This window comes from Streptomyces alanosinicus (assembly GCF_014650595.1).
Taxonomy (GTDB): domain Bacteria; phylum Actinomycetota; class Actinomycetes; order Streptomycetales; family Streptomycetaceae; genus Streptomyces; species Streptomyces alanosinicus.
Window position 1 is genome coordinate 144963 of sequence record NZ_BMVG01000003.1, and the last position, 21518, is coordinate 166480.

Consider the following 21518-nt stretch of genomic DNA (forward strand, 5'->3'; position numbering starts at 1 on the left):
GGCTCAGGAGCGGTCTGCGGCCGAGGAGCAGCCTGCGGTTCAGGAGCGGTCGGCGCTCGGCACGCCGAGGCGCAGTACGGCCCGCATCCGGTGCATCCGCAGGGCCAGTTGGACGTCCAGCACCCGGTCGGGCTGCTGCCAGGTGGCGCCGAGCAGCGCGGTGATGCGCTCCAGGCGTCGAGAGACGGTGTTGGCGTGGACGTGGAGCGTCTCGGCGGCCTTGCTCGGGCTCGCGCCCGTGGCGAAGTAGGCCTCCAGCGTCTCGGTGAGTTCGGTGGCGTGCGTGCGGTCGTAGTCGAGCACCGGCCCGATGGCGGTGGCGACGAAGCCGCTCACGTCGTGCGCCTCGGACAGCAGCAGCCCCATGAAGCCGAGGTCCTCCAGGGCCGCGGTGCTTCCGCTGGCGTCGAGCGTCGTCAGCGCCTCCAGACAGCGCAGCGCCTCGGCGTGCAGGCGGCCGACGTCGCCCGGGTCCCGGCCCGGACCGGCCGCGCCCACGGTCACCGGATGGCCGAGCAGCGCCGTCAGCTCGCCGCCCACCGAACGCGCGGCGGCCGAGGCGTCCGTACCGGGCAGCAGCAGCATGATGCAGCCGTCCTGGACGGTCTTGAGGCCGGCCTGCCCATGGGCGTAGGAGGAGGCCCACACGATGGCCCGGCCATAGCCGCCGCCCTCGGGGCGCACCGCCAGCAGGACATGCGGCTCGGTCAGGTCCAGGCCGATGCCGCTCAGCCGCTGTTCCAGGTGGCGGGCCTGCTGGGGGCCGCGGGAGGACAGTGCGAGCAGTTCGTCGAAGAGGGCGTCGTGGACGGGGGCCTGGGTGACGGCCGCGCCACGCTGCAGGAGCAGTTGGAGCGCGAAGGACTGGGTGGCCAGGCGCAGCAGCTGCTGGTCCACACCGACCAGCGCGGTGCTGGGGCGCAGCACGACGAACCCAAGGTTCTCGGCACCGGCCAGCACGGGCGCCACCCACGTTCCCTCGCCGTGCGGTACGGGGGTGCGGTACGCGTGGGCCTCCCAGGACGTCCTGGCCACCGCCGCCTCGTCCAGGTCCGCCAGCTCGGCCGTGGCCGCCATGATCCGGCCGGCCGGGTCGCGCAGCTGCACGGTGCTGTCCAGCGCGTCGGCGGCGGCCTGCGCCACGGTGGCCAGATCCGCCCCGGACAGCAGCAGGCTCATCATGCGGCCGTGGGAGTCCCCGAGCTGCTCCAGCCGCGCCATGGTCGTACGGGCGCGAAAGCCGTCCAGTTCGAGTGCGCTCACCTCGCTCCTGGCGTCCTGCAGCCGCTCCGCGCGTTCGATCGCCACGGCGCCGAGCGCGGCCAGCGAGCACACGAGGCCGATCTCGTCCGGGGTGAGCCGGCGCACCGAGCGCGAGGCGCAGAACAGCACGCCCAGGGCGCTGTCCCCATGGATCAGGGGCACGGCCAGCAGCGACTTGACGCCCTCCGCGCGGATGACCTCATCGGCCTCCGGGCAGTGCTCCAGAGCGGGGTCGCGCAGATAGTCGGCCGTCCACAGCGGGGCGCCCGTGACGATGGCCTGGTGCCCGGGGCCGCCGTCCAGGTGCATGCCCGGGGTGATGGCCGTGGTGGCCCCCTCGGCGGCGCGCAGCACGAGATGGTCCTCGTCCTCGCGCAGGCAGATATAGGCGAGGTCGGCGTTGATGATCCGTCTGAGCCGTCGGGTGATGACGGACAGCAGCTCGTTCAGGTCGTGCGGGTGGGTCATGTCGCGGGCCGTGTCGACCAGTTCGGCGAGGGCGTCCTCGCGCTGCCGGCGGCGGCCTTGCGAAGCATGGATGACATAGGCCAGTCTGACGGCCTGTTCGAGCCGGAGCCGCTCGGCCGCGGTGCACTCCTGGCCGGCGCGCAGAAGCAGCTCCTCGTAGCTGTCCAGCGGCGCTTCCTCGGCGAGGAGGCGGAGCACGGTGAGCAGGCCGAGGCCATGTGTGTCTGCTTCGTCTGCCATGCCCCTGCCCCCCTGGCTGTGCGGCACTGCTGAACCTAGACAGTCCAAGATCGGCCAGTCAAGCGCGTGCCCACCGCACAGCCGGCCCCCGGGAACGCCCGAAATGCCCGGCCGGGCAGAGTCCGGAGGTCAACTCCGCGCCGGGCGCGCACCGATGACGCGTTCGACCGCCGCACGCATGGCGCGCAGCGGTCCGGGGGACCGTCCCGTCACCACCTCCACCTGCAGCGCCGCCTGATGCACCAGCAGGCCGAGACGACGAGCGGCGCGCTCAGCATCTCCTCGGCCCGCGCCGCGCCACGGACGCAGGCAGCGACCTCGCGGGCGCCCATGCGGGCCGGCGCGGCCAGGGCGGAGGCGGCGGTCGCGCCGCCGCCGAGCAGCACCGCCCGCTTCGGCGGCATCGTCATCGACAGCCTTGTCCAGCCGGTGTCCATGGCGTCCACCGCGGCCTTCCTGACGATGCTCAACTCCGGTCCTTCCTCGGGCTCGTACGCGCACCATGCTGGTGGGCCCGGCCGGCTCCCGCCAGGGCCCTCGGGACAGCTCGTCAGGTCGGCCGGCAGTCCATCAAGTCCGTTGGAGTACCCGGCACTTGGCATCCACCGGGACCGTCAGATCCGCTGCAGCAGCGCGGCCCCGCGGGCGGCCGTACGGCTGCGCGTCCGCTCGCCGCCGCACGGAGTGCGCGCCCCGTCCCGGCCCACCACGACGCGAGGGGCCGCGGGGGCCGGCGAGGTGCGGCGGCGGCGCAGATACCGCCGGATCACCTCGGGATCCTGGCCCCTGTCGTCCAGATCCGCCTTCAACTGGGTGTACAGCAGCGCCGGTGACCGGAAGCGGGTGAGGACCTCGGCGAGGTCCACGCAGAGTTCGCGCCAGTGCCCGAGCCGGAAGTCCGCGTCGACCCACTGGTCCACGGCCCGCTGCCAGGACTCGGTGAGCTGGGCCGCCTGGGCACGCAGGTGCGGCCCTTGGGTCACTCCCGTGAACGGGGCGGCGGTCCACAGGTCCAGCGCCTCGCGCAGCCGCAGGCTCGCCAGCTGGAGATCTCCCGCCTCCATGGCGCGGTAGCCCGCTCCGGCCGTCCGCTCGAAGGCCCGTGCGTCGCTGGAGCCGCCGCCGGTGTCCAGCCGGTATCCGCCGGGCGCCCAGGTCAGCACGTCCTCGGCGGACCGGGTACTGCCCTGCGCCTGGAGCGCGGCGCCGATGACGGCCCGCAGCTGACGGACGTGCGTGTCCAGCAGCAACTCGGCCTCCGCGGGCGACCCCTCCGGCCACAGCTCCTCGGCGATGGCACAGGTGGGCACGACGCGGTCGGCGGAGGCCGCCAGCAGCGCGAGCACCTGCCGGGTGGGCGCCGTCGGCGGCGAGATCGGAACTCCCGCCTCATACACGGTCAGCCCGCCAAGCACCCTCAGGTCCATGTGGTCCCCCTCCCACTCGAGCCTCGCGATGCACCGTTCACACGCCGCGTCACGAGACACGCATGTCAACTCCGGCCCGACCGTTGCCAGCTCAACAAAGAGTAACATAGTCATTTTTTTGTTTTTGCCTTCTGCTGGCTACCCTCGAACAGGGCTAATCTCGCGGGGCGTTCGTCACCAGCCACAAGCGGCGTCGGTGTGCTGCTCCGAGGAAGGGCGATGATGAAGCAGGAGAGGGCCAGCCGCACACGTCAGGCCTTGCTGACAGCGGCTGCGGGAGAGTTCGACCGCCGAGGCTACGCGGGAGCCTCGCTCGCCCGGATCGCCCGCGCCGCGCAGATCTCGACAGGCGCGCTGACCTTCCACTTCGCGTCGAAGGAGGCCCTGTCGACGGCCGTCAGGGAGCAGGGCAACGCCGCCACCCAGGCGCTCGTGGCTCGTACGACCGCCCGCCGGGAGCCTCCCGTCCAGTGCGTCGTGTCCCTCACGCTGGGCCTGGTCGAACTGCTGGAGACCGACGCCTCGGTACGGGCCGCCGCCCGGCTGGAGCGGGAGGCGGCCGACGCGCGGCACAGCTGGCGGGGCGTCTGGGCGCCGCTGATCCGCGAGCGCCTGCGGGCGACGACCGACGCGGAGCTGTGCCCGGGGACGGACACGACCGCGCTCACCGCCCTGGCCGAGCACCTGGTCTGCGGGATGGAGGCGACCCTCGCGCACCGCGGCCGCCCCGACAGCGACCGCGGCAACTCCGCGCTGCTGGCCCGCATCTGGCACCAGGTCCTGCACCGGTCGGCGCCGCTCGGGTGCGACGGCGGACGGCGCTGAGCCCCCCCGGCACCCGCCTGAGAGCGCTCCCCCGCACCCGCCGTCGCGGCACCGCCCTCACACGGCGCTGCATCCCCCGTCCACGGGCACGCCGGCTCCCGTGACGAACGAAGCGTGGTCGCTGCAGAGCCAGAGGGCGGCCTGCGCCACTTCCCTCGGATCGGCGAGCCGCTGCTGCACGGCGCGCGCGACGGCGGCCTGCTCCAGCTGCGGGACCTGCTCGATCACCGTCTCCATCAGCTCGGTCCGGGTGGCGCCCACCATCAGCGCGTTGACGCGGATGCCGCGCGGGCCGTACTCGGCGGCCGCGGCCCGGGTCAGGCCGAGCACCGCGTGCTTGGCCGCCACATAGGGGGCGATCGCCCCGGTCGCGAACGACCCCGCCGTGCTGCAGGTGTTGACGATCGCCCCGGTCCGCTGCGCCAGCATGACCGGGATCTGCTGCTTGAGGCAGTTCCACACACCGCGCACGTTCACGTCCATGATCTGCTCATAGACGGCGTCGTCCGTCTCGTGCAGCGTGGTGCCGACACTCCCCCAACCGGCGTTGTTGAAGGCCGCGTCCAGCCGGCCGTACGCCGTGACCGTCTCGGTCACGGCCCGCTCCACGTCCTGCGGTGACGTCACGTCACCCACCGCCACCAGGGCTCTGCCGCCGGCGGCCGCGATGTCGTCCGCGAGGGCGCGCAGCCTGTCCTCGCGGCGTGCCATGACGGTCACCGCCGCCCCCTGCGCGGCGAACAGCCGGGCCGCCGCCTCTCCGATACCGCTGGAGGCTCCGGTGATCATGACGGCCTTGCCCTGGAGCAGACCGTGCGCAGACTCCGCCACGCCGTTCCCTTCTCACGTTTCCGATCAAGCAGTGATCAAGCAATGGTCAAGACCGTACGGGTCGGGCCGCCCGTACGCACGTGCGCCCCCTCACGCGCCGCGCGCCCGGGACACGCCGAACTCCACGCGGTCGAGGACGCCCGGCTCCGCCATCGCCAGCAGCAGGCAGTGCCACATCTCCTCCACCCGCATCGGCAGGTCACGCCGGCTGGTTTCGAGGTGGGAGTGCATCTGCGCCCCCGTGCAGGCGTTGACCACGATCCGGGAGAGCGCCTCCACATCGACGTCCGCCCGCAGTTCGCCGCGCCGTCGCGCCTCGTAGAGGTCTTCGGACACGACACGCGTCCACTGCTGATGGGAGTTCTCGCTGGGCTCGACGAAGTGCTCCTGCTCCATCACCAGCCGCGCCCCGGCGAGCAGCACCGGGTTGTCGAGCAGCCGGTAGGCCCAGGTGAGGGTGACGTCCACGGCGTGCTGCAGGCCCTCGGACTTGTGCGGCGGCACCACGAGCCCCGGCTGGGAGAGCACGATCTCGCGGGCGAGGTCCCCCTTGTTCCGGAAGTGGAAGTACAGGGCGCCCAGCGTGAGTCCGGCGCGATCGGCGATGGCCGAGACGTTCGCCCCGGCGTACCCGGACTCGGCGAACACCTCCGCGGCGGCACGCAACAGCGTCGCCCTCGTCCGTACCGCCCTCTCCTGTCTGACCACTCGCCCGGCCATGTCACCTTTCCCGGTCTCTCGATGTCCCTCGACAATGAAAAGAACAACATTTATTTTTTACCCAAGGATGACCCGAACAAGGGATCGATCCCGTTTCCCGCTGTTTGCCTTCCGCACCTCGACATCGCAGGGGGAAAGGACACCCATGCCCCGCCCGCACCCCGGTCTGCCCGCCGCAGCACTGCAGCGGTTCGCCCGCAAGTCGAAGCCCGGCGAGGTCTTCGTCCGCCACTGGCACGAGGAGTCCCCACAGACCCATGTCGTAGCCCTGAGCTGGCCACGTTCCCACGTTTTCTACACGCTTCGCAGCGGCACCACCAGCCCGCTGCTCCTCGTCGAGTCCGCCCGGCAGGCCCTCGCGGTCCTGTCCCACACCACCCAGGAGATACCGCTCGATCATCGCCTCGGCTGGGAGTACGCCCGCTGCGCATTCGCTCCTGCACTCTTCCGGGAGCGTACGGCACCCGTGGACATCCGACTGCGCGTCACCCACAGCGACATCACCCGGCGCCGGCTGGGCACGGTCCGGCTGACCGCCCGGATCGAGGCGAGCTGTGACGGCGAACCCCTCGGATCCTCCGAGATCAGGTACGTCACCCATCCACCCGCCATCTACGACCGGCTGCGCAAGGAGTACGCCGACGCACAGAGCGCGTTCGCCGCCGCGCTGCCGCCGGGCCCGCCCGTCCCACCGCTCCTGGTCGACCGCGCCGGCCCCCGGGACGTCGTCATCGCACCCACGTCCAAGCCGCACCACTACCAACTGCGCACGGACACCTCGAACTCGGTGCTGTTCGACCACCCGCACGACCATCTGCCGGGCATGGTGCTGCTCGAAGCCGTGGTCCAGGCCGTGCGCACCTCGGCATCCGGGCGGGCACCGCTCGCCGCCCTCGACACCGCCTTCCGGCGCTACGTCGAGTTCGACGCGCCCTGCTGGATCGATGTCGTCCAGAAGTCGCCGGACGAGCAAGGCCGTTCACGACTGCTGGTGACCGGCACCCAGAACGGCGCGGAGGCCTTCTCCACGACCGTGACCTTCGACTCCCCGTCCATCGCCCTCGACCCCACCGCCACGACCACCACCACCGCGGGACGGGCGGCACCGGCCGCCTGCCGGGCCTGCTAGGACTGCCGGGCCTGCCAGGAGCGCACGACACGCACGACAGCGGGCCGCCGGGACGGGTTCCCGGCGGCCCGCTGGTGACGTGGAACTGCCGCCCCGCCCGCGGGCGTCCGGTGGGGGGAGACGGCCGCGGACGGGGTCCGTGTGTCACATGTACCGCTGTGCCGCGCTGTTCTTCATGATCCTGCCGACCGGTTCAGCAGCTGAAGTCGACCAGGTTGAACGTGGCGTAGTGGTCGGAGGTGTAGTAGTCCTCCTGGTTCTGCTCACCGGTGACGATGCGTCGGGCACCGCGGGTGGGTGAGCCGGGGGTGATCACCGTGTACTCGTGGTAGTAGCCGCTCGACTGGCTGGGCAGGACGCCTTCACGGTTGGAGAAGACGACGCCGTCCTGCGAGTACGGGTAGGGACCGCCCTGGGCGATGAGGTCCAGCGTGTCGTGAGCCTGCGACGGGAGGTCGCCGTAGCAGATGCTGCCGACCGACTGGGCGGAGGCGTCCGCCGTGGTGGCGGAGACGGTGCCGCCCACGAGAAGGGCGGACAGGAGCGCTGCTGCGGCGCCGATGCGAGTGGCGCGTGGGGGGAATCTCATGCACTCATGATGACGCGCGTAGACCTTGACATGTCAACGACAAAGTTGAAGATTTTCCCTTCATGTCAGATCAGTTTTCGGGGATTTAACCTGCCGATCCGCACCCCCACGCGGCCCCCACGAGCGCCGATCCCGGTCAGGCGCGGTCCGTCAGTTCCTCGGCGAACACCTGTGACAGGGGCTGCGGACCCACGTACTGCTGGCAGTTGCACTCGCCGGCCTCGTACCGCAGCGGCTTCTTGTTCTCGTCCCAGGCCGTCGGCACCTCGACCCGTTCGTGGCACCGGCCCTGCTTGTCGTGCTTGGCGAGATGGTGGGTGCACCCGCACACGGGCTCCGGGGCCTTGTTCGCCGCCTCGACGGCCAGGCGCTCCTGTTTCGCCACCTCCAGCAGCTCCATCTTACGCTCGTGCCGATTGCGCAGTGCGGTACGGACGTTGTCGGCGGCCCATCCGAAGCCACCGGTCCCGAAGACGATGAGCACCCACCAGAACGAGTCCACCAGCTGTCCTTTCCCCGTGTGCCACTGCGGGTCAGCATAGATGGCACGGCGAGCCGCCCACGGTCCACGAGGGCGGGGCGGGGGGGGCGGGGGCTACGCGTCCGGGAGGTCGTAGGAGCCGTATTCCGGGCTGCCCGCGAGGTCGTACGTCTGGAGGGAGACACCCGCAGGCGTGACGCGGCCGCCGGTGTGCCGGAAGCCGGTGGGGACCATGCCCTCGGTGAACAGGCGGTGGCCGGTGCCGAGGACGACCGGGAAGGTCACCAGGTGGAGGGTGTCGAGGAGCCTCAGGTCGATCAGGGAGCGGACCAGGGCGCCGCTGCCGTGGACCTGGAGTTCTCCGTCCGTGTGCTCCTTCAGGGCCTGCACCTTCTTGACGAGGTCGCCGTCGACCACGGTGGTGCCGGACCACTGCGGGGCCTGGAGGGTGGCGGAGACGACGTACTTCGGCAGTGCGTTGAGCCTGGCGGCGATCAGATTGGCCGGGTCGGTCATCTTCGGCCAGTAGGCGGCGAAGATGTCGTACGTACGGCGGCCGAGCAGGAAGGCTCCGGCGCGGTCGAAGACCTCGGTGACGAAGCGGCCGAAGTCCTCGTCGCCGTACACGAAGCTCCAGCCGCCGTGGGTGAAGCCGCCCCTGGTGTCCTCCTCGGGGCCGCCGGGCGCCTGGTACACACCGTCCAGGGTGACGAAGATGGTGGAGACGAGCTTGCTCATGGCGGGTGCCTTCTTCCGGGTGCGGGGTCTGCGGTCATCGGTGCAGACCCCGCGGGCACCCGGAACTCATCGGTTCAGCCGGCGTGGGTGGAGAAAAGTCCGCCGGTCGGGCCCTGCTTGTCGCCGCCCTGGGCCTTCTTCAGGGCGTTGGCGAGGCTCTCGATGGTGAGGGACTGGAGGATCACCCGGCCGTTGCCTTCGAGGGTGGCCAGGGACAGGCCCTCGCCGCCGAACACGGCGTTCATCAGCCCCTGGCGGTTCAGGCCGCCGATGCGCTGGACGCCGTACTGGATGCCCTCCTCGAAGGCGACCACACAACCGGTGTCCACCTCGATGCGGCCGCCGAAGTCGGCCGGGTTGAGGTCGATGAAGTTGCCCGCGCCGGCGATGATCACCGTGCCGTGCCCGGTGAACTTCTCCAGGATGAAGCCCTCGCCGCCGCTCATGCCGGTGCGGGCGCCGGCGAAGGCGATGCCGAATTCGACGGTGGACTCGGCGGCCACGAAGGCGTCCTTCTCGGCGAACCACGCGCGCGTGCCGTCGAGCTCCAGGGCCCGCATCTCGCCGGGCAGGACACCGGCGAAGCCGACCGTGCCCTCACCGCCCTGGGAGGTGAAGTACTGGAACGCCAGCGACTCGCCCGCCAGGGCGCGCTGGCCCACCTGCATGGCGGTGCCCATGGCCTGGCGCAACAGGCCGCCCATGCCCCCGCCGCCCTGCCCCTGCTGGCCGCCGCTGCCGTTTCCGGACGGACCGGACAGGCGCGTCTCCATGGTCACGTTCGTCGTCTTGAACAGGAACTTCCCGGCCTCGCAGTACACGGTCTGGCCGGGGTACAGGTTGACGACCGCCATCTGCATGGCGTTGCCGACGATCTCTTGCTGAAGGGTCACGTGGGGAAGAACGCCGGACACGGACCGGTAAGTTCCAGGCGGCCGGAAACAGGTCCGTGCGGGTGACACGCGGGGCGCCCGGTGCTGTCCAGGCCGGGGCGCCCCGCGCGCGTTCGGGGTGGGTCAGGCGCCCAGTTCCTGGTGCCGGGCGGCGAGGCCCGCCGCGCCCTGCTCGGTCAGGGAGCCGAACAGCCGGAGGCGGGAGATGCCGCCGTCGGGGAAGATGTCCACCCGCGCGTGCGTGCCGACGGCCGGCGCGGGCAGCACGAAACGGTGGTTGGTGTCGGGCTGCAGGCGGGTGCGCGGAAGGATCTCCGTCCACTCGCCGACCCCGTTCTCGTCGACATCCTTCACGGAGACCGACGCCCAGCCGGCGCTGTTGCCCTTCAGATAGGCCGTGTCGATCTCGATCGCGCGGATCTGGGACTGGGCCACAAGGCCGTAGCGGATCCAGTCGTTGCCCTGGTCACGGCGGCGGCGGGTCTCCCAGCCGTCGTCCATCTTGCGGGAGCGGCCCGGCTGGATGGTGTTGGTGGCCGGGGAGTAGAAGAGGTTGGAGGCGTCCTCGACCCGGCCGCCGTTCTCCAGGGCGACCACGTCGAAGGTGCCGAGGACCGCGAGCCACTCGGGGTCCGGGACGACCTCGCCGTACACCCGCAGCCGGGCGATGCCGCCGTCGGGGTGCTGGTTGACGCGCAGGTGGGTGAAGCGCTGCTCGACCGATACGGCGAAACCGTTCGCCGCGTGGCCGCCGACCGGGGTGCGCGGGACGAGGGTCGTCCACTTCACGTCGTCGCCCAGCAGCTCCTCCGGGGACGGGGAGCCGGCGACCGAGGTGCCCTCGACGGAGACGGCCTGCGGGTAGTTGCCGCGGAAGTGGGCGGTGTCGACGACGATCCCGCGGATCACACCGGGCGCGCCGAGCCGGACCAGCGCCCAGTCGTGGTCGTCGGCGGTCGGCCACGGGTGCTCGGCACGGGCACCGCGCCGGCGGCGGGTCTCCCAGCCGTCCATGATCTTGCCCTTGTGCCCGAAGTGCTCGGGGTCGAACTCGGCCGGCCCGGGCACCAGCAGGTTCTCCCGCTGGGCGAAGAACTCGTCGTTGGCGGCGATGACACCGGCGCCGAGCTGCCGGTCGGCGAGGTTGGCGTACTGGGTGAAGGGGAAGTCGGCGGTGCGGTAGTCCGCGTACGGGTCGCCGCCTCCGTAGGGGTTCGCGTCGCCGGTGAAGCTGGGTGTCGTCGCCGTCACGGTGATCAGGGGTTCCTTTCTGGGCGTCGGCCGGTTGCGGGAGCGGGGGTGGCTTACTGGGGGCGGGTGAGCAGGGTGCCCTTCGGCTCGGTGAACGCGCCGTCGACGGCGATCCGCTGCCCGCGCAGCCAGGTGGACTTCACGACGCCGGAGAGGGTCTTGCCGGCGTACGCGGTGACCCGGTTGCGGTGCTGGAGGCCGGCCGGGTCGACGGTGAAGGTCTCGTCGGGGGCGAGGACGGCGAAGTCGGCGTCGTGGCCGGGGGCGATCGCGCCCTTGGAGGCACCGAGGCCGACGAGCGCGGCGGTCCGCGTGGACATCCAGCGCACGACGTCCTCAAGTCCGTGGCCACGCGCGCGTGCCTCGGTCCATACGGCGGACAGGCTGAGCTGGAGGCCGGAGATACCGCCCCAGGCGGTGGCGAAGTCGTCCGTCTTCAGGTCGGCGGTGGAGGGCGAGTGGTCGGTGACGACACAGTCGATGGTGCCGTCGGCCAGCGCCTCCCAGAGCAGGTCCCGGTTGGCGGCCTCACGGATGGGCGGGCAGCACTTGAACTCGCTGGCGCCGTCCGGGACTTCCTCGGCGGTGAGCGTGAGGTAGTGCGGGCAGGTCTCCACGGTGACGCAGACACCCTCGGCGCGGGCGGCGCGGATCAGCGGCAGCGCGTCGCTGGAGGACAGATGCAGGATGTGCACCCGGGCGCGGAGCCGCCTGGCCTGCGCGATGAGGTTCGCGATGGCCGTGTCCTCGGCGTCGCGCGGGCGGGAGGCGAGGAAGTCGGCGTACCTGGGGCCGCCCTGCTGCGGGGCGGCGTCCAGGTGGTGCGGGTCCTCGGCGTGCACGATCAGCAGGCCGTCGAAGCCGGCGATCTCCGCCAGGGACTGGGCGAGCCGGTCCTGGTCGAGGTGCGGGAACTCGTCCACGCCGGACGGGGACAGGAAGGCCTTGAAGCCGAAGACACCGGCGTCCTGCAGCGGGCGCAGGTCCTTGACGTTGTCGGGCAGGGCGCCGCCCCAGAAGCCGACGTCGATGTGCGCCTTGTCGCGGGCCACATCCTGCTTCACCCGCAGGCTGGGCACGGTCGTGGTCGGCGGGAGGGAATTGAGCGGCATGTCGATCAGCGTGGTGATGCCGCCGGCCGCCGCCGCGCGGGTGGCGGTCCAGAAGCCCTCCCACTCGGTGCGGCCCGGGTCGTTGACGTGCACGTGAGTGTCGACCAGGCCGGGCAGCAGGACGTGGTCGCCGAAGTCCTCCAGCCGGGCGCCGGCCGGGATCTCCGCGTCGTACGGCAGGACGGCCGTGATCTTCCCGGCGGAGACGGCGACCGAGGCGGCCCGCGTCCCTTCCGGAGTGATGACGCGCGTCGAGCGCAGGACCAGTTCAGCGTCGGACACCCGAACCCCTCTCTGTACCGCCGTTTTACGCTCCAGAAACGGGATTTACACCCACGTAACGGATTTCAACGTTCTGTTGAAGGAGTCTTCACTCCCACTTCTCCGTCGTCAAGGGGCACACTTCCGGACAGCATGCACCCCGCACACACTCTGGACGTTTCCACAAAGCGGAATTAGAATTCCAGCAAGCAGAACGTAGCTACGTACAAGCAGGGAGTCAACCGACCGCCGGGTAGGCTTCTTCCCCCTGCCAGCCCCGAAAGGAACGTGCCGTGCCGACGTCCAGCGCCAGCACCACCGACTCCACCAAGCCCTCCGCCGGGGGCGGTGTCCAGTCCCTGGAGCGCGCCTTCGACCTGCTCGAGCGGATGGCGGACGCGGGCGGCGAGGTCGGCCTGAGCGAGCTGTCCGCGACCAGCGGACTGCCGCTGCCGACCATCCACCGGCTGATGCGCACGCTCGTCGCCTGCGGCTACGTCCGCCAGCAGCCGAACCGGCGGTACGCACTCGGCCCCCGGCTCATCCGGCTCGGCGAGTCGGCGTCCCGGCTGCTCGGCACCTGGGCGCGGCCGTATCTCGCCCGGCTGGTCGAGGAGACCGGCGAGACCGCGAACATGGCGCTGCTCGACGGCGACGAGATCGTGTACGTGGCGCAGGTGCCGTCGAAGCACTCGATGCGGATGTTCACCGAAGTGGGCCGACGGGTGCTGCCGCACTCGACCGGGGTGGGCAAGGCGCTGCTGGCAGGAGTGCCGGACGACGACGTGCGGGCGCTGCTGTCCCGCACCGGGATGCCCGCGGCCACCGAGAAGACCATCACCACGCCCGACGGGTTCCTCGCGGCGCTGGAGGACGTACGGCGGACGGGGTACGCCGTGGACGACAACGAGCAGGAGATAGGAGTGCGGTGCCTCGCGGTGTCCGTACCGGAGTCGCCTACCGCCGCGGCGATCTCCATCTCCGGTCCGGCCGGCCGGGTCACCGAGGCCGCGACGGACAAGATCGTGCCGGTGCTGCAGCAGATCGCCCTTGAGCTGTCTCAGGCGTTGGCCAGTTCTGGCACCTGAGGGCTCGAAGGCGCGTTCACCGTCGCCGGGTGGGCACACCTAGCCCCTCTGAGTCGGTTCCCCGAAGAGGTCCACCGCGTCCCGGACGCCGGTCAGGCCCCTCGCCAGGGCGCTGACCGAGCCGATCGCGCCCGCGATCAGCAGCAGGGAGTTACGCAGACGGGGGATCTCCGGGGAGCCGCCGGAGGCCATCGCGGCGAGGGCGGCCAGTTCGTCCTCGGCTATGGCACGGTCGGGGAACTCCGAGGGAAGCGCGGCGAGTTGGCGGCGCAGCTGGGACACCGCGGTCCGCAGTTCCGCCACTCTCGGGTCCTCGTAGCTGCCGGTCACCGGTCTCTGCCCCAAGCTCCGCAACACAGCCCTCCCCCTCACACGCCGTCGTGCGCGGGCCAGTAAACGCCTCCGTGCCCGGGAGCGCCACAGCGCGGACCGAAATTCAGCCCAAGGGGATCGGGCCGCTTGCGCTCCCGTCAGGTATGCAGGACACATGACGGACAACCATCACGAGGAGGTCGCCGGGCTGCTGCTCGCGGCCGGCGGGGGCAGACGGCTCGGCGGGCGGCCCAAGGCGCTGCTGGTGCACCGGGGACGGCCGCTGGTCGAGCACGCGGTCGGGGTGCTGCGGGCGGCCGGATGCACGCGGGTGCACATCGTGCTGGGCGCCCGGTCCGACGACGTGCGGGCACGGGCCGACCTGGGCGACTGTGTACTCGTGGACAACCCCGACTGGGCCGAGGGCATGGGTTCCTCGCTGCGGGCCGGACTGGCCTCGCTCGACGGCACGGGGGCGCGCGCGGCCCTGGTGAGCCTCGTCGACCAGCCGGGCATCGGACCGGCGGCCGTGGCGCGGGTACTCGGCGCCTACGAGGACGAGAAATCACTGGCCTCGGCCGCCTACGACGGCACACGCGGGCATCCGGTGCTGTTCGGCGCGGCCCACTGGCCCGGGATCGCGGCGACGGCCACCGGGGACCGCGGGGCCCGCGCGTATCTGAAGGAGCACGCGGCGGGGATCCGGCTCGTGGAGTGCGCGGATGTGGCCGAGCCGTACGACATCGACACCGAGGCCGACCTGCGCCACCTTGAGTGAGGGGGGTGGCACTGGGCGCCACCTTGCCTCGACCCAGAGAATCTCGACATCAACAAACCATTGAAGTTCCACAATGAGGAAACTAGTATCCACTGTTCAGAAGCGCCTGACCGCACAGCTGGCGCTGTTTGCCCTATTTGTAACGCTAGACACCCGGTGCCACCGCTGAAGGAAGTGACAGCTCATGTCCGCACCAGCGCCGTCCCCGCTGGCCATCGTCGACGCCGAGCCCCTGCCCCGGCAGGAAGAGGTCCTCACGGACGCCGCGCTCGCCTTCGTGGCGGAGCTGCACCGGCGGTTCACCCCGCGCCGTGACGAACTCCTCGCCCGCCGGGCCGAGCGCCGCGCCGAGATCGCCCGCACCTCCACGCTCGACTTCCTGCCCGAGACGGCCGCGATCCGCGCGGACGACTCCTGGCGGGTCGCCCCGGCCCCGGCCGCGCTGAACGACCGGCGCGTCGAGATCACCGGCCCCACCGACCGCAAGATGACCATCAACGCGCTCAACTCGGGTGCGAAGGTCTGGCTCGCCGACTTCGAGGACGCCTCCGCACCCACCTGGGAGAACGTGGTCCTGGGCCAGATCAACCTGGCCGACGCCTACACCCGGAACATCGACTTCACCGACCCGAGGTCCCAGAAGTCGTACGCCCTGCGCCCGGCCGAGGAGCTGGCGACGGTCGTCATGCGCCCGCGCGGCTGGCACCTCGACGAGCGGCACCTGGTCGACGCCGACGGCAGGGCGGTGCCCGGCGCCTTCGTCGACTTCGGTCTGTACTTCTTCCACAACGCCCGGCGGCTGCTGGACCTCGGCAAGGGCCCGTACTTCTATCTACCGAAGACCGAGTCGCACCTTGAGGCGCGGCTGTGGAACGAGGTGTTCGTGTTCGCGCAGGACTACGTCGGCGTGCCGCAGGGCACCGTCCGCGCGACGGTCCTGATCGAGACGATCACGGCCGCGTACGAGATGGAGGAGATCCTCTACGAACTGCGCGAGCACGCCTCGGGCCTGAACGCGGGCCGCTGGGACTACCTGTTCTCCATCGTCAAGAACTTCCGTGACGGCGGACAGAAGTTCGTCCTGCCGGACCGCAACGCGGTGACGATGACCGCCCCGTTCATGCGCGCGTACACCGAACTCCTCGTCCGCACCTGCCACAAGCGCGGCGCGCACGCGATCGGCGGCATGGCCGCCTTCATCCCGTCCCGCAAGGACGCCGAGGTCAACAAGGTGGCCTTCGAGAAGGTCCGCGCCGACAAGGACCGCGAGGCGAACGACGGCTTCGACGGCTCCTGGGTGGCCCACCCCGACCTGGTCCCGATCGCCATGGAGTCCTTCGACAAGGTCCTCGGCGACAAGCCGAACCAGAAGGACCGGCTGCGCGAGGACGTCCATGTCGAGGCGGCCGACCTGATCGCGATCGACTCGCTGGACGCGAAGCCGACGTACAACGGCCTGGTCAACGCCGTCCAGGTCGGCATCCGTTACATCGAGGCCTGGCTGCGCGGGCTCGGCGCGGTCGCCATCTTCAACCTGATGGAGGACGCGGCCACCGCCGAGATCTCCCGCTCGCAGATCTGGCAGTGGATCAACGCGGGCGTCGAGTTCGAGAACGGCGACAAGGCGACGCCCGAGCTGGCCCGCAAGGTCGCCGCCGAGGAACTGTCCAACATCCGCCAGGAGATCGGCGAGCAGGCCTTCGCCGCCGGCCACTGGCAGGAGGCCCACGATCTGCTGCTTCGGGTCTCCCTGGACGAGAACTACGCCGACTTCCTGACCCTGCCGGCGTACGAGCAGCTGCGCGGCTGACCAGTCATCGCGTGCGAGCGGCTCCGGGACCACACCGTCCCGGGGCCGCTCGGTTCGTCCCTCAGCCCAGATGGGCCGACCAGTCCTGTTCCGCCGCGGGCTTGCCGTGCAGGTCGGGGACCTGCTTGAGCCAGGCCGGGCGGCTCTGCCGGGTCTTCGCCGCGCGGGCGCTCTCCTCGGCGGCGAGCTGCTCGGGGCTCGGGAAGTCGGCGGGCAGCCACGCGTGGGACAGGCGGACGCGGGCCAGCAGGTAGTCGACGTAGGCGGCGCGGACGTCGTCCGGGGTCGCGAAGCCGGCGTCCTCGGCGAGCCAGGCGTCCGGGACCTCGGCGACGATCCCGCGCAGCAGTTCCCCGGTCACCCGTGGGGCCAGTTCGGCGTCGGCGGCGCGGACGTCGGGGCCGTAGTGGCCGAGGGCGTGCTGCCGGAAGTCGTACCGCTTGCCCGGGGCCGTGGTGTCCCAGCGGTGGTGGAAGACGAGGGCGGCGCCATGGTCGATGAGCCACAGGCGCGGCGGCGCGGTACCGAGGGTCGGCCAGATCATGAGGTTGGAGCTGTGGACGGTGCGGTCCACGTTGACGGTCAGCGCGTCCAGCCAGACGATCCGGCCGGCCTCCAGCGGATCCACGGGGAAGGTCTTCGCGAGCTGCGGAGTGAAGTCACGGGCGCCCGGCAGATAGTCCATGCCGAGGTTGACGCCCGCGCTCGCGTCGTGCAGCGCCCGCACCTCCTGGTGCGGTTCGGCGGCGGCGATCGCGGGGTCGAAGTGGACGAGGACCAGCTCGGGGAAGCGCAGGCCGAGCGCGCGGGCGAGTTCCCCGACGATCACCTCGGCGACCAGCGCCTTGTGTCCCTGCGCCGAACCCGTGAACTTCACGACATAGGTGCCGTCGTCGTCGGCCTCGACGACTCCGGGCACGGAGCCGCCGGACCGCAGCGGGGTCACGTATCGAACAGCAGTCACGTCGCGCAGCACATCGATCAGCGTAGGCGTTCCACGGGGAGGGCCGGGCCGGTTGCCCTTCCCGGCGTGACATCCCTCACATCCCACTCGGCAACTAGGCGTGTCGCATAGTAGAAACGGCTCCGATGACATATGGGATTTGTCCGGCTTGCCGTGCGGACGGGGTGCACCGCGGGTGCCGAAGACCCTTCCGCCCGGCACCCTGCCCGATTCACGGCCTACCACCTTCTCCTGACGGGGCACCAGGCCTGACGCAAACATCGCGGGAGCGAACGCGGCATCTCTCCGCCCGCCTGGCAAGAGTCATGGAAGTCTACGAGGCGAGGTAGTAGAAGGCGCCTTTGCGCTCCATGTGAAGCCGTTCCGAAAATGAGTGCTCGGCGATCACCGAGTGAGGTTCACGCATGGCCAAGCACCGCAAAACGCAGCGTTTCCGGCGAATAGTCGTCGCCGCCGTCGCCATCGGCGCCGTGGGCATACCGTCCGTCGCCCTGGCCTGTTCCGACTGGCCGGGAGACAAGGCGGACCAGGCGGCCCCGTCCGACGTCGCCGCGACGGTCACGCCCCAGCAGCGTGAGCACCACGCGCACCGGCATCACCATCGCAATCACCACCACTCCCCGCGGCCCACCGCCCCGGCGAAGCCCACGGCCGGCGCCCACCCGAGCGGCACCGAGAAGGCCACGGCCCACCAGCCGAAGCGGACCGCCGCCCCCAAGCCCGCCGCCACCGCGTCCCAGGCCCCCGCCGCCCCGAGCGCCCCGAAGCCCACCGCCACGGCGTCCGGCGTGATCGCGCGGATCCTGCAGCTCGTCAACGCCGAGCGCGCCAAGGTGGGCTGCCACCCCCTGATCCTGAACTCGGTGCTGACCAAGGCCGCGCAGGCCCACAGCGCGGACATGGCGGCCCACCGGAACATGTCGCACACCGGCTCCGACGGCTCCTCCCCGGGCGACCGCATCACACGGGCCGGCTTCGACTGGAGCGCCTACGGCGAGAACGTCGCCTACGGGTACAGCACCGCCGACCAGGTCATGGCGGGCTGGATGAACAGCCCCGGGCACCGGGCCAACATCCTCAACTGCTCGTTCAAGGAGATCGGCGTCGGCCTCGCGCAGCCGGGCAGCTACTGGACCCAGGACTTCGGCACGGCCCGGTGATCCCCCCGGCCACGACAGGTCAGTGGCCGCCCGCCAGTGGGTTCGGCACGGGCAGATAGCGGGCGGCCGCGCCGTCCGCGCCGGTCCAGCGCAGCAGCAGGTTGGTCTTGCCGGGCAGGGTCGGCGCGCTGAGCAGGGCCGGGATCTCGGGCAGCGCGTGCCGGGCCAGTTCCCGGCGGGCGGCGGGCCAGGCGTCGAAGCCCGGGTGGTGTTCGGCGAGGGCGGCGGCGATCTCGGTGAGATGGTTGACGACCAGGCAGTACACCAGCCGCTCCCAGCCCGCCGCCCGGGTCACGTCCGGCAGCGCCTTGGCGCCCTCGGCGTCCCGGAACAGCGCCTGGACGGGTGTGCCGGCCGCGTCGACGGCGACGAGCGTGTTCTGCAGATGAGCTTCCAGGACCACCCCGTGGTCGTCGAACGCCTTCAGCGCGGGCGGGACGACCTGGCGCAGATACGCCTCCCACCACGCGCCGGGGTCGGCCGTGGCGGCCAGCGGGCTGCCGTCGAAGCCCTCGGCGAGGCCGGCCGCGAGCAGCGCGGTGGCGCCCGGCGGCAGATGGCCGCGCAGCCCGTCGCGGACGAGGACGGCCAGTTCCTCGAAGGCGAAGGCGGCCGTGCGGTAGCCGCGGTCGCTCAGCCAGGCCGCGGACGCGGCACTCCCCCGCCGCAGCGCCGCGAAGGCCTGCCCGACGGCCATGTCGGTGCGGCGCAGCCGGCTCAGGTCGTGGCGCCACAGCCGGCGGATGTCGTTGGTGATGCGCACATCCAGGCTGAACTTCAGGAACAGATCGCGCCGGGGCTCGTACACCGTGCGGATCGCGGCCGTCGGCCAGCTGTCGAAGGCGGTCGTGCCCAGGCGGAGCAGCCGGCCGTCCGCGAAGGCGTCCGCCAGCTCCCGGCCCACCAGGTCCAGCTGCCAGGGGTGGGCCGGCAGCAGCCGGTAGCCGGGCGGTGCCGTGCCGAGCGCGTCCAGGGCGCCGGTGTCGCCCTCCTCGACCAGCTGGTCCTCGCGGACGCCGAGCAGCACCAGCGGGAAGCGGGCGTAGGCCTCGGGGGCGAACGGCAGCCAGGAGGCGACCGGGCCGCCGCCGCGGGCCTTGGGCGCCGGATGGTACGGATGGCCGGTGATCAGGGACTGTTCGGAGCGCAGATAGGGGTCCGCGGGCGCGGTCGCCCGCGCGCGGGCGGTGAGCAGTGCGGCGACCGCGTCCCGGCTGTCGACCATCTCGGCGGGCAGATCGCCGCCCGGCAGCCCGGTGTGCCGGCGCAGTTCCTCGGCCACCAGTTTGACCAGTTCGGTGTGGCCGACGCGGTGCCAGGTCCCGGCGGCGCACACCTCGGGGTCGGCGGGGCGCCGGCCCGCCCGCACCCGCAGGCGCCGTCCGCTCGGCAGCCGGTGCAGGCGCAGGTCACCGTCGGACGCGAGCGGCTCGGCCACCTCGCGCAGCAGGCAGTTCAACAGGGGCGCGGCCGCGTAGGCGTCGGCGCGGGGGCCGACGGCGTCGGTGGCGGGTGTGGGGTCCACGCGTTCCGTTCGTTTCATCGGGGGTCGTCGCGCCCAGTATGTCTCTCGTCCCCGACAATCGTCCTTCGCCCAGCGCCCCGCGCAGCCCCGCCCCCGAGGAGCCGACCGTGCACCGTCCCCCCGCCGCCGAGGCCGAGGTCGCCGAGGAGCTGGCCGCCGTCCGGCCCGCGCTGCTGCCCCGGTACACGGCGGAACTGCCGGGCGCCCGTGCCGCCGTGCTGACCCGGCTGTGGCGGGCGCTGGCGCACGAGCCGCTGCCCTGGATCACCGGCCGGACACATGGTGCGCACAGCCTCGCGCTGCGGCTCGGCGACGGACGGACGCTGTACGGCCCGCCCGCCGACCCGTACGCCACGAGCGCGTATGTCACCGGGGTCCGCCTCGGCCGGGAGCGCCAGGTGGATCCGGCCGCGCTGATGACCGCGCTGGCGGTGCCGCACGCGGCCGAGTTCGCGGCCGAACTGGCCGACAGTGCAGCCTCGTTGGCGTTGTCCCGGGCCGACGCGGATCACTCGAAGGAGTGGCCGGTGGGGGTCCCCCCGGCCGAAGGCTGGGGGAAGGACTGGGCGTGGGAGCAGCGGGTGACCGACGGGCATCCGTTCCACCCCAACTGCCGTTCCCGGCCCGGTTTCTCGGTGGCGGAGCAGCTGGCGTACGGCCCCGAGCACCGGCCGGTGGTGGAGCTGGGGACGGTGCCGGTGCCGGCGGACGGATGCCTGGTCGCCGGGGACTGGCCGGCGGAACTGCGCGACGGCGAGCGGGTCCTGGTGCCGGTCCACCCGTGGCAGGCCCGCCATGTCCTGAAGCGGTCGTACGACCCCTGGCGCCCCGCCCGTCCTCTGCTGTCCCTGCGTACCCTCGCGCTGCCGGACGGCTCGCATGTGAAGACCACGCTGAGCGCCCGGCTGACCTCCTCCGTGCGGGACATCTCCGCGTACTCGGTGCGGGCCGCCGTGCCGTTGAACGCGCTCGCCGAGGAGTTGGCGGCGCGCGCGGACGGTCTGCTGCACATCACCCGCACACTGGGCGCGGTCTCGGCCCGCTCCCCCGGCCTGGCGGCGCTGCTGCGGGAGTCGCCCGAGGTGTACGCGGGTCCGGGCGAGCGGGTCCTTCCGGTGGCCGCGCTGCCCATGACCGGGCTGCCGGGCGCGCCGGGGTGGCTCGCCGCGTTCACCCGGCTGGCGCTGGCCGTGGGGCTGCGGCTGCTCGACCTCGGTGTGGCGCTGGAGGCGCACGGCCAGAACCTGCTGGTGGTCCTGGCGGCCGACGGCTCCCCGGTGCGGCTGGTCTACCGCGATCTGGCCGACATCCGGATCAGCCCGGACCGGCTGCGCCGGCACGGCATCGCCCCTCCGCCGCTGACCGGACGGCTGATCACCGACGAGGAGACGGTGCTGCGCCGCAAGCTGTTCGGCTCCCTGGTGGCGGGCGCCCTGGCCGGTACGGCGGGTTCGGGCCCGGCGCTGGCAACGGCCCTGTCGGCCGCCGTACCGGACCTGCCGGACACTCCGGATCTGCGTGCCCTGCGCGAAGGGCCGCTGCCGGCGAAGGCGTTGACGCTGATGCGGCTGTCCCCGCACACGCCGGGCGACCAGTGGGCGTCCCTGCCGAATCCGCTCGTTTTGGAGCCCGGCCCGTCTGATCAATAGGATC

At 71.8% G+C, this 21518-nt stretch carries 20 protein-coding genes and 1 pseudogene; 7 read left to right on the top strand and 14 right to left on the bottom strand.

Annotated elements, in window-relative coordinates:
• Nucleotides 1–39: 39 nt before the first annotated feature.
• From IE277_RS09260 to IE277_RS09270, 3 genes and pseudogenes are all read right to left on the bottom strand, one after another.
• On the bottom strand, nt 40–1971 hold the full coding sequence (locus tag IE277_RS09260) for a helix-turn-helix domain-containing protein (protein WP_189950401.1): 1932 nt from the start codon (nt 1969–1971) through the stop codon (nt 40–42).
• Nucleotides 1972–2100: 129 nt separating this feature from the next.
• Nucleotides 2101–2360 (bottom strand): annotated as a pseudogene (locus tag IE277_RS09265) (hypothetical protein); the annotation flags it as partial.
• 225 nt (nt 2361–2585) lie between these two features.
• Complete coding sequence (locus IE277_RS09270) at nt 2586–3398, bottom strand: AfsR/SARP family transcriptional regulator (protein WP_189950404.1); 813 nt, start codon at nt 3396–3398, stop codon at nt 2586–2588.
• Nucleotides 3399–3617: 219 nt separating this feature from the next.
• Here IE277_RS09270 and IE277_RS09275 point away from each other — a divergent pair, with 219 nt between their 5' ends.
• On the top strand, nt 3618–4223 hold the full coding sequence (locus tag IE277_RS09275) for a TetR family transcriptional regulator (protein ID WP_189950406.1): 606 nt from the start codon (nt 3618–3620) through the stop codon (nt 4221–4223).
• Nucleotides 4224–4280: 57 nt separating this feature from the next.
• Here the strand turns inward: IE277_RS09275 and IE277_RS09280 are convergent, their stop codons facing one another.
• Together IE277_RS09280 and IE277_RS09285 are read right to left on the bottom strand one after the other, a co-directional pair.
• Nucleotides 4281–5054 (bottom strand): SDR family NAD(P)-dependent oxidoreductase, encoded by a 774-nt coding sequence (locus IE277_RS09280; protein WP_268252294.1) that lies wholly within the window; start codon nt 5052–5054, stop codon nt 4281–4283.
• Nucleotides 5055–5144: 90 nt separating this feature from the next.
• On the bottom strand, nt 5145–5774 hold the full coding sequence (locus tag IE277_RS09285; RefSeq protein ID WP_189950409.1) for a ScbR family autoregulator-binding transcription factor: 630 nt from the start codon (nt 5772–5774) through the stop codon (nt 5145–5147).
• Nucleotides 5775–5919: 145 nt separating this feature from the next.
• Between IE277_RS09285 and IE277_RS09290 the strand changes: the two genes are divergently transcribed.
• Nucleotides 5920–6903, top strand: coding sequence for a ScbA/BarX family gamma-butyrolactone biosynthesis protein (locus tag IE277_RS09290; RefSeq protein WP_189950411.1), 984 nt, complete (start codon nt 5920–5922; stop codon nt 6901–6903).
• Nucleotides 6904–7096: 193 nt separating this feature from the next.
• Here IE277_RS09290 and IE277_RS09295 read toward each other — a convergent pair whose 3' ends face one another.
• The 6 genes from IE277_RS09295 to allB form a co-directional block, all read right to left on the bottom strand.
• Complete coding sequence (locus IE277_RS09295; protein ID WP_189950413.1) at nt 7097–7492, bottom strand: guanyl-specific ribonuclease; 396 nt, start codon at nt 7490–7492, stop codon at nt 7097–7099.
• Nucleotides 7493–7628: 136 nt separating this feature from the next.
• Nucleotides 7629–7994: a hypothetical protein gene (locus IE277_RS09300; protein ID WP_189950415.1), complete on the bottom strand. Its 366-nt coding sequence runs from the start codon at nt 7992–7994 to the stop codon at nt 7629–7631.
• A gap of 93 nt (nt 7995–8087) precedes the next feature.
• Complete coding sequence (locus IE277_RS09305; RefSeq protein ID WP_189950417.1) at nt 8088–8711, bottom strand: dihydrofolate reductase family protein; 624 nt, start codon at nt 8709–8711, stop codon at nt 8088–8090.
• 74 nt (nt 8712–8785) lie between these two features.
• Entirely contained in the window at nt 8786–9604 is an 819-nt protein-coding gene (locus IE277_RS09310) for an AIM24 family protein (protein WP_189950419.1), read from the bottom strand.
• A gap of 123 nt (nt 9605–9727) precedes the next feature.
• Nucleotides 9728–10861 carry an allantoicase gene (alc, locus tag IE277_RS09315; protein ID WP_189950934.1) on the bottom strand — a complete coding sequence of 378 codons (1134 nt, stop codon included), beginning with the start codon at nt 10859–10861 and terminating at the stop codon, nt 9728–9730.
• 47 nt (nt 10862–10908) lie between these two features.
• On the bottom strand, nt 10909–12249 hold the full coding sequence (gene allB / locus IE277_RS09320) for an allantoinase AllB (protein ID WP_189950421.1): 1341 nt from the start codon (nt 12247–12249) through the stop codon (nt 10909–10911).
• A gap of 272 nt (nt 12250–12521) precedes the next feature.
• Between allB and IE277_RS09325 the strand changes: the two genes are divergently transcribed.
• Nucleotides 12522–13316 (top strand): IclR family transcriptional regulator, encoded by a 795-nt coding sequence (locus IE277_RS09325; RefSeq protein WP_189950423.1) that lies wholly within the window; start codon nt 12522–12524, stop codon nt 13314–13316.
• Between the two features lie 39 nt (nt 13317–13355).
• Here the strand turns inward: IE277_RS09325 and IE277_RS09330 are convergent, their stop codons facing one another.
• On the bottom strand, nt 13356–13673 hold the full coding sequence (locus IE277_RS09330) for a DUF5955 family protein (protein WP_189950426.1): 318 nt from the start codon (nt 13671–13673) through the stop codon (nt 13356–13358).
• A 130-nt stretch (nt 13674–13803) separates the two neighbouring features.
• On the opposite strand from IE277_RS09330, the gene IE277_RS09335 reads away from it, so the two are divergent.
• Nucleotides 13804–14406, top strand: a complete 603-nt coding sequence (locus IE277_RS09335) for a nucleotidyltransferase family protein (protein ID WP_189950428.1) — start codon at nt 13804–13806, stop codon at nt 14404–14406.
• Nucleotides 14407–14590: 184 nt separating this feature from the next.
• Nucleotides 14591–16216, top strand: coding sequence for a malate synthase A (aceB, locus tag IE277_RS09340; protein WP_189950430.1), 1626 nt, complete (start codon nt 14591–14593; stop codon nt 16214–16216).
• 61 nt (nt 16217–16277) lie between these two features.
• Here aceB and IE277_RS09345 read toward each other — a convergent pair whose 3' ends face one another.
• A complete protein-coding gene (locus IE277_RS09345; RefSeq protein ID WP_189950432.1) occupies nt 16278–17192 on the bottom strand; it encodes a HipA family kinase in 915 nt (304 codons plus the stop codon).
• Between the two features lie 392 nt (nt 17193–17584).
• Between IE277_RS09345 and IE277_RS09350 the strand changes: the two genes are divergently transcribed.
• Nucleotides 17585–18340 carry a CAP domain-containing protein gene (locus IE277_RS09350; RefSeq protein WP_189950434.1) on the top strand — a complete coding sequence of 252 codons (756 nt, stop codon included), beginning with the start codon at nt 17585–17587 and terminating at the stop codon, nt 18338–18340.
• Between the two features lie 19 nt (nt 18341–18359).
• On the opposite strand, the gene IE277_RS09355 is transcribed toward IE277_RS09350, so the two are convergent.
• Complete coding sequence (locus IE277_RS09355; protein WP_189950437.1) at nt 18360–19883, bottom strand: IucA/IucC family protein; 1524 nt, start codon at nt 19881–19883, stop codon at nt 18360–18362.
• 89 nt (nt 19884–19972) lie between these two features.
• Between IE277_RS09355 and IE277_RS09360 the strand changes: the two genes are divergently transcribed.
• Entirely contained in the window at nt 19973–21514 is a 1542-nt protein-coding gene (locus IE277_RS09360; protein WP_189950439.1) for an IucA/IucC family protein, read from the top strand.
• The last annotated feature ends 4 nt before the right edge of the window (nt 21515–21518 follow it).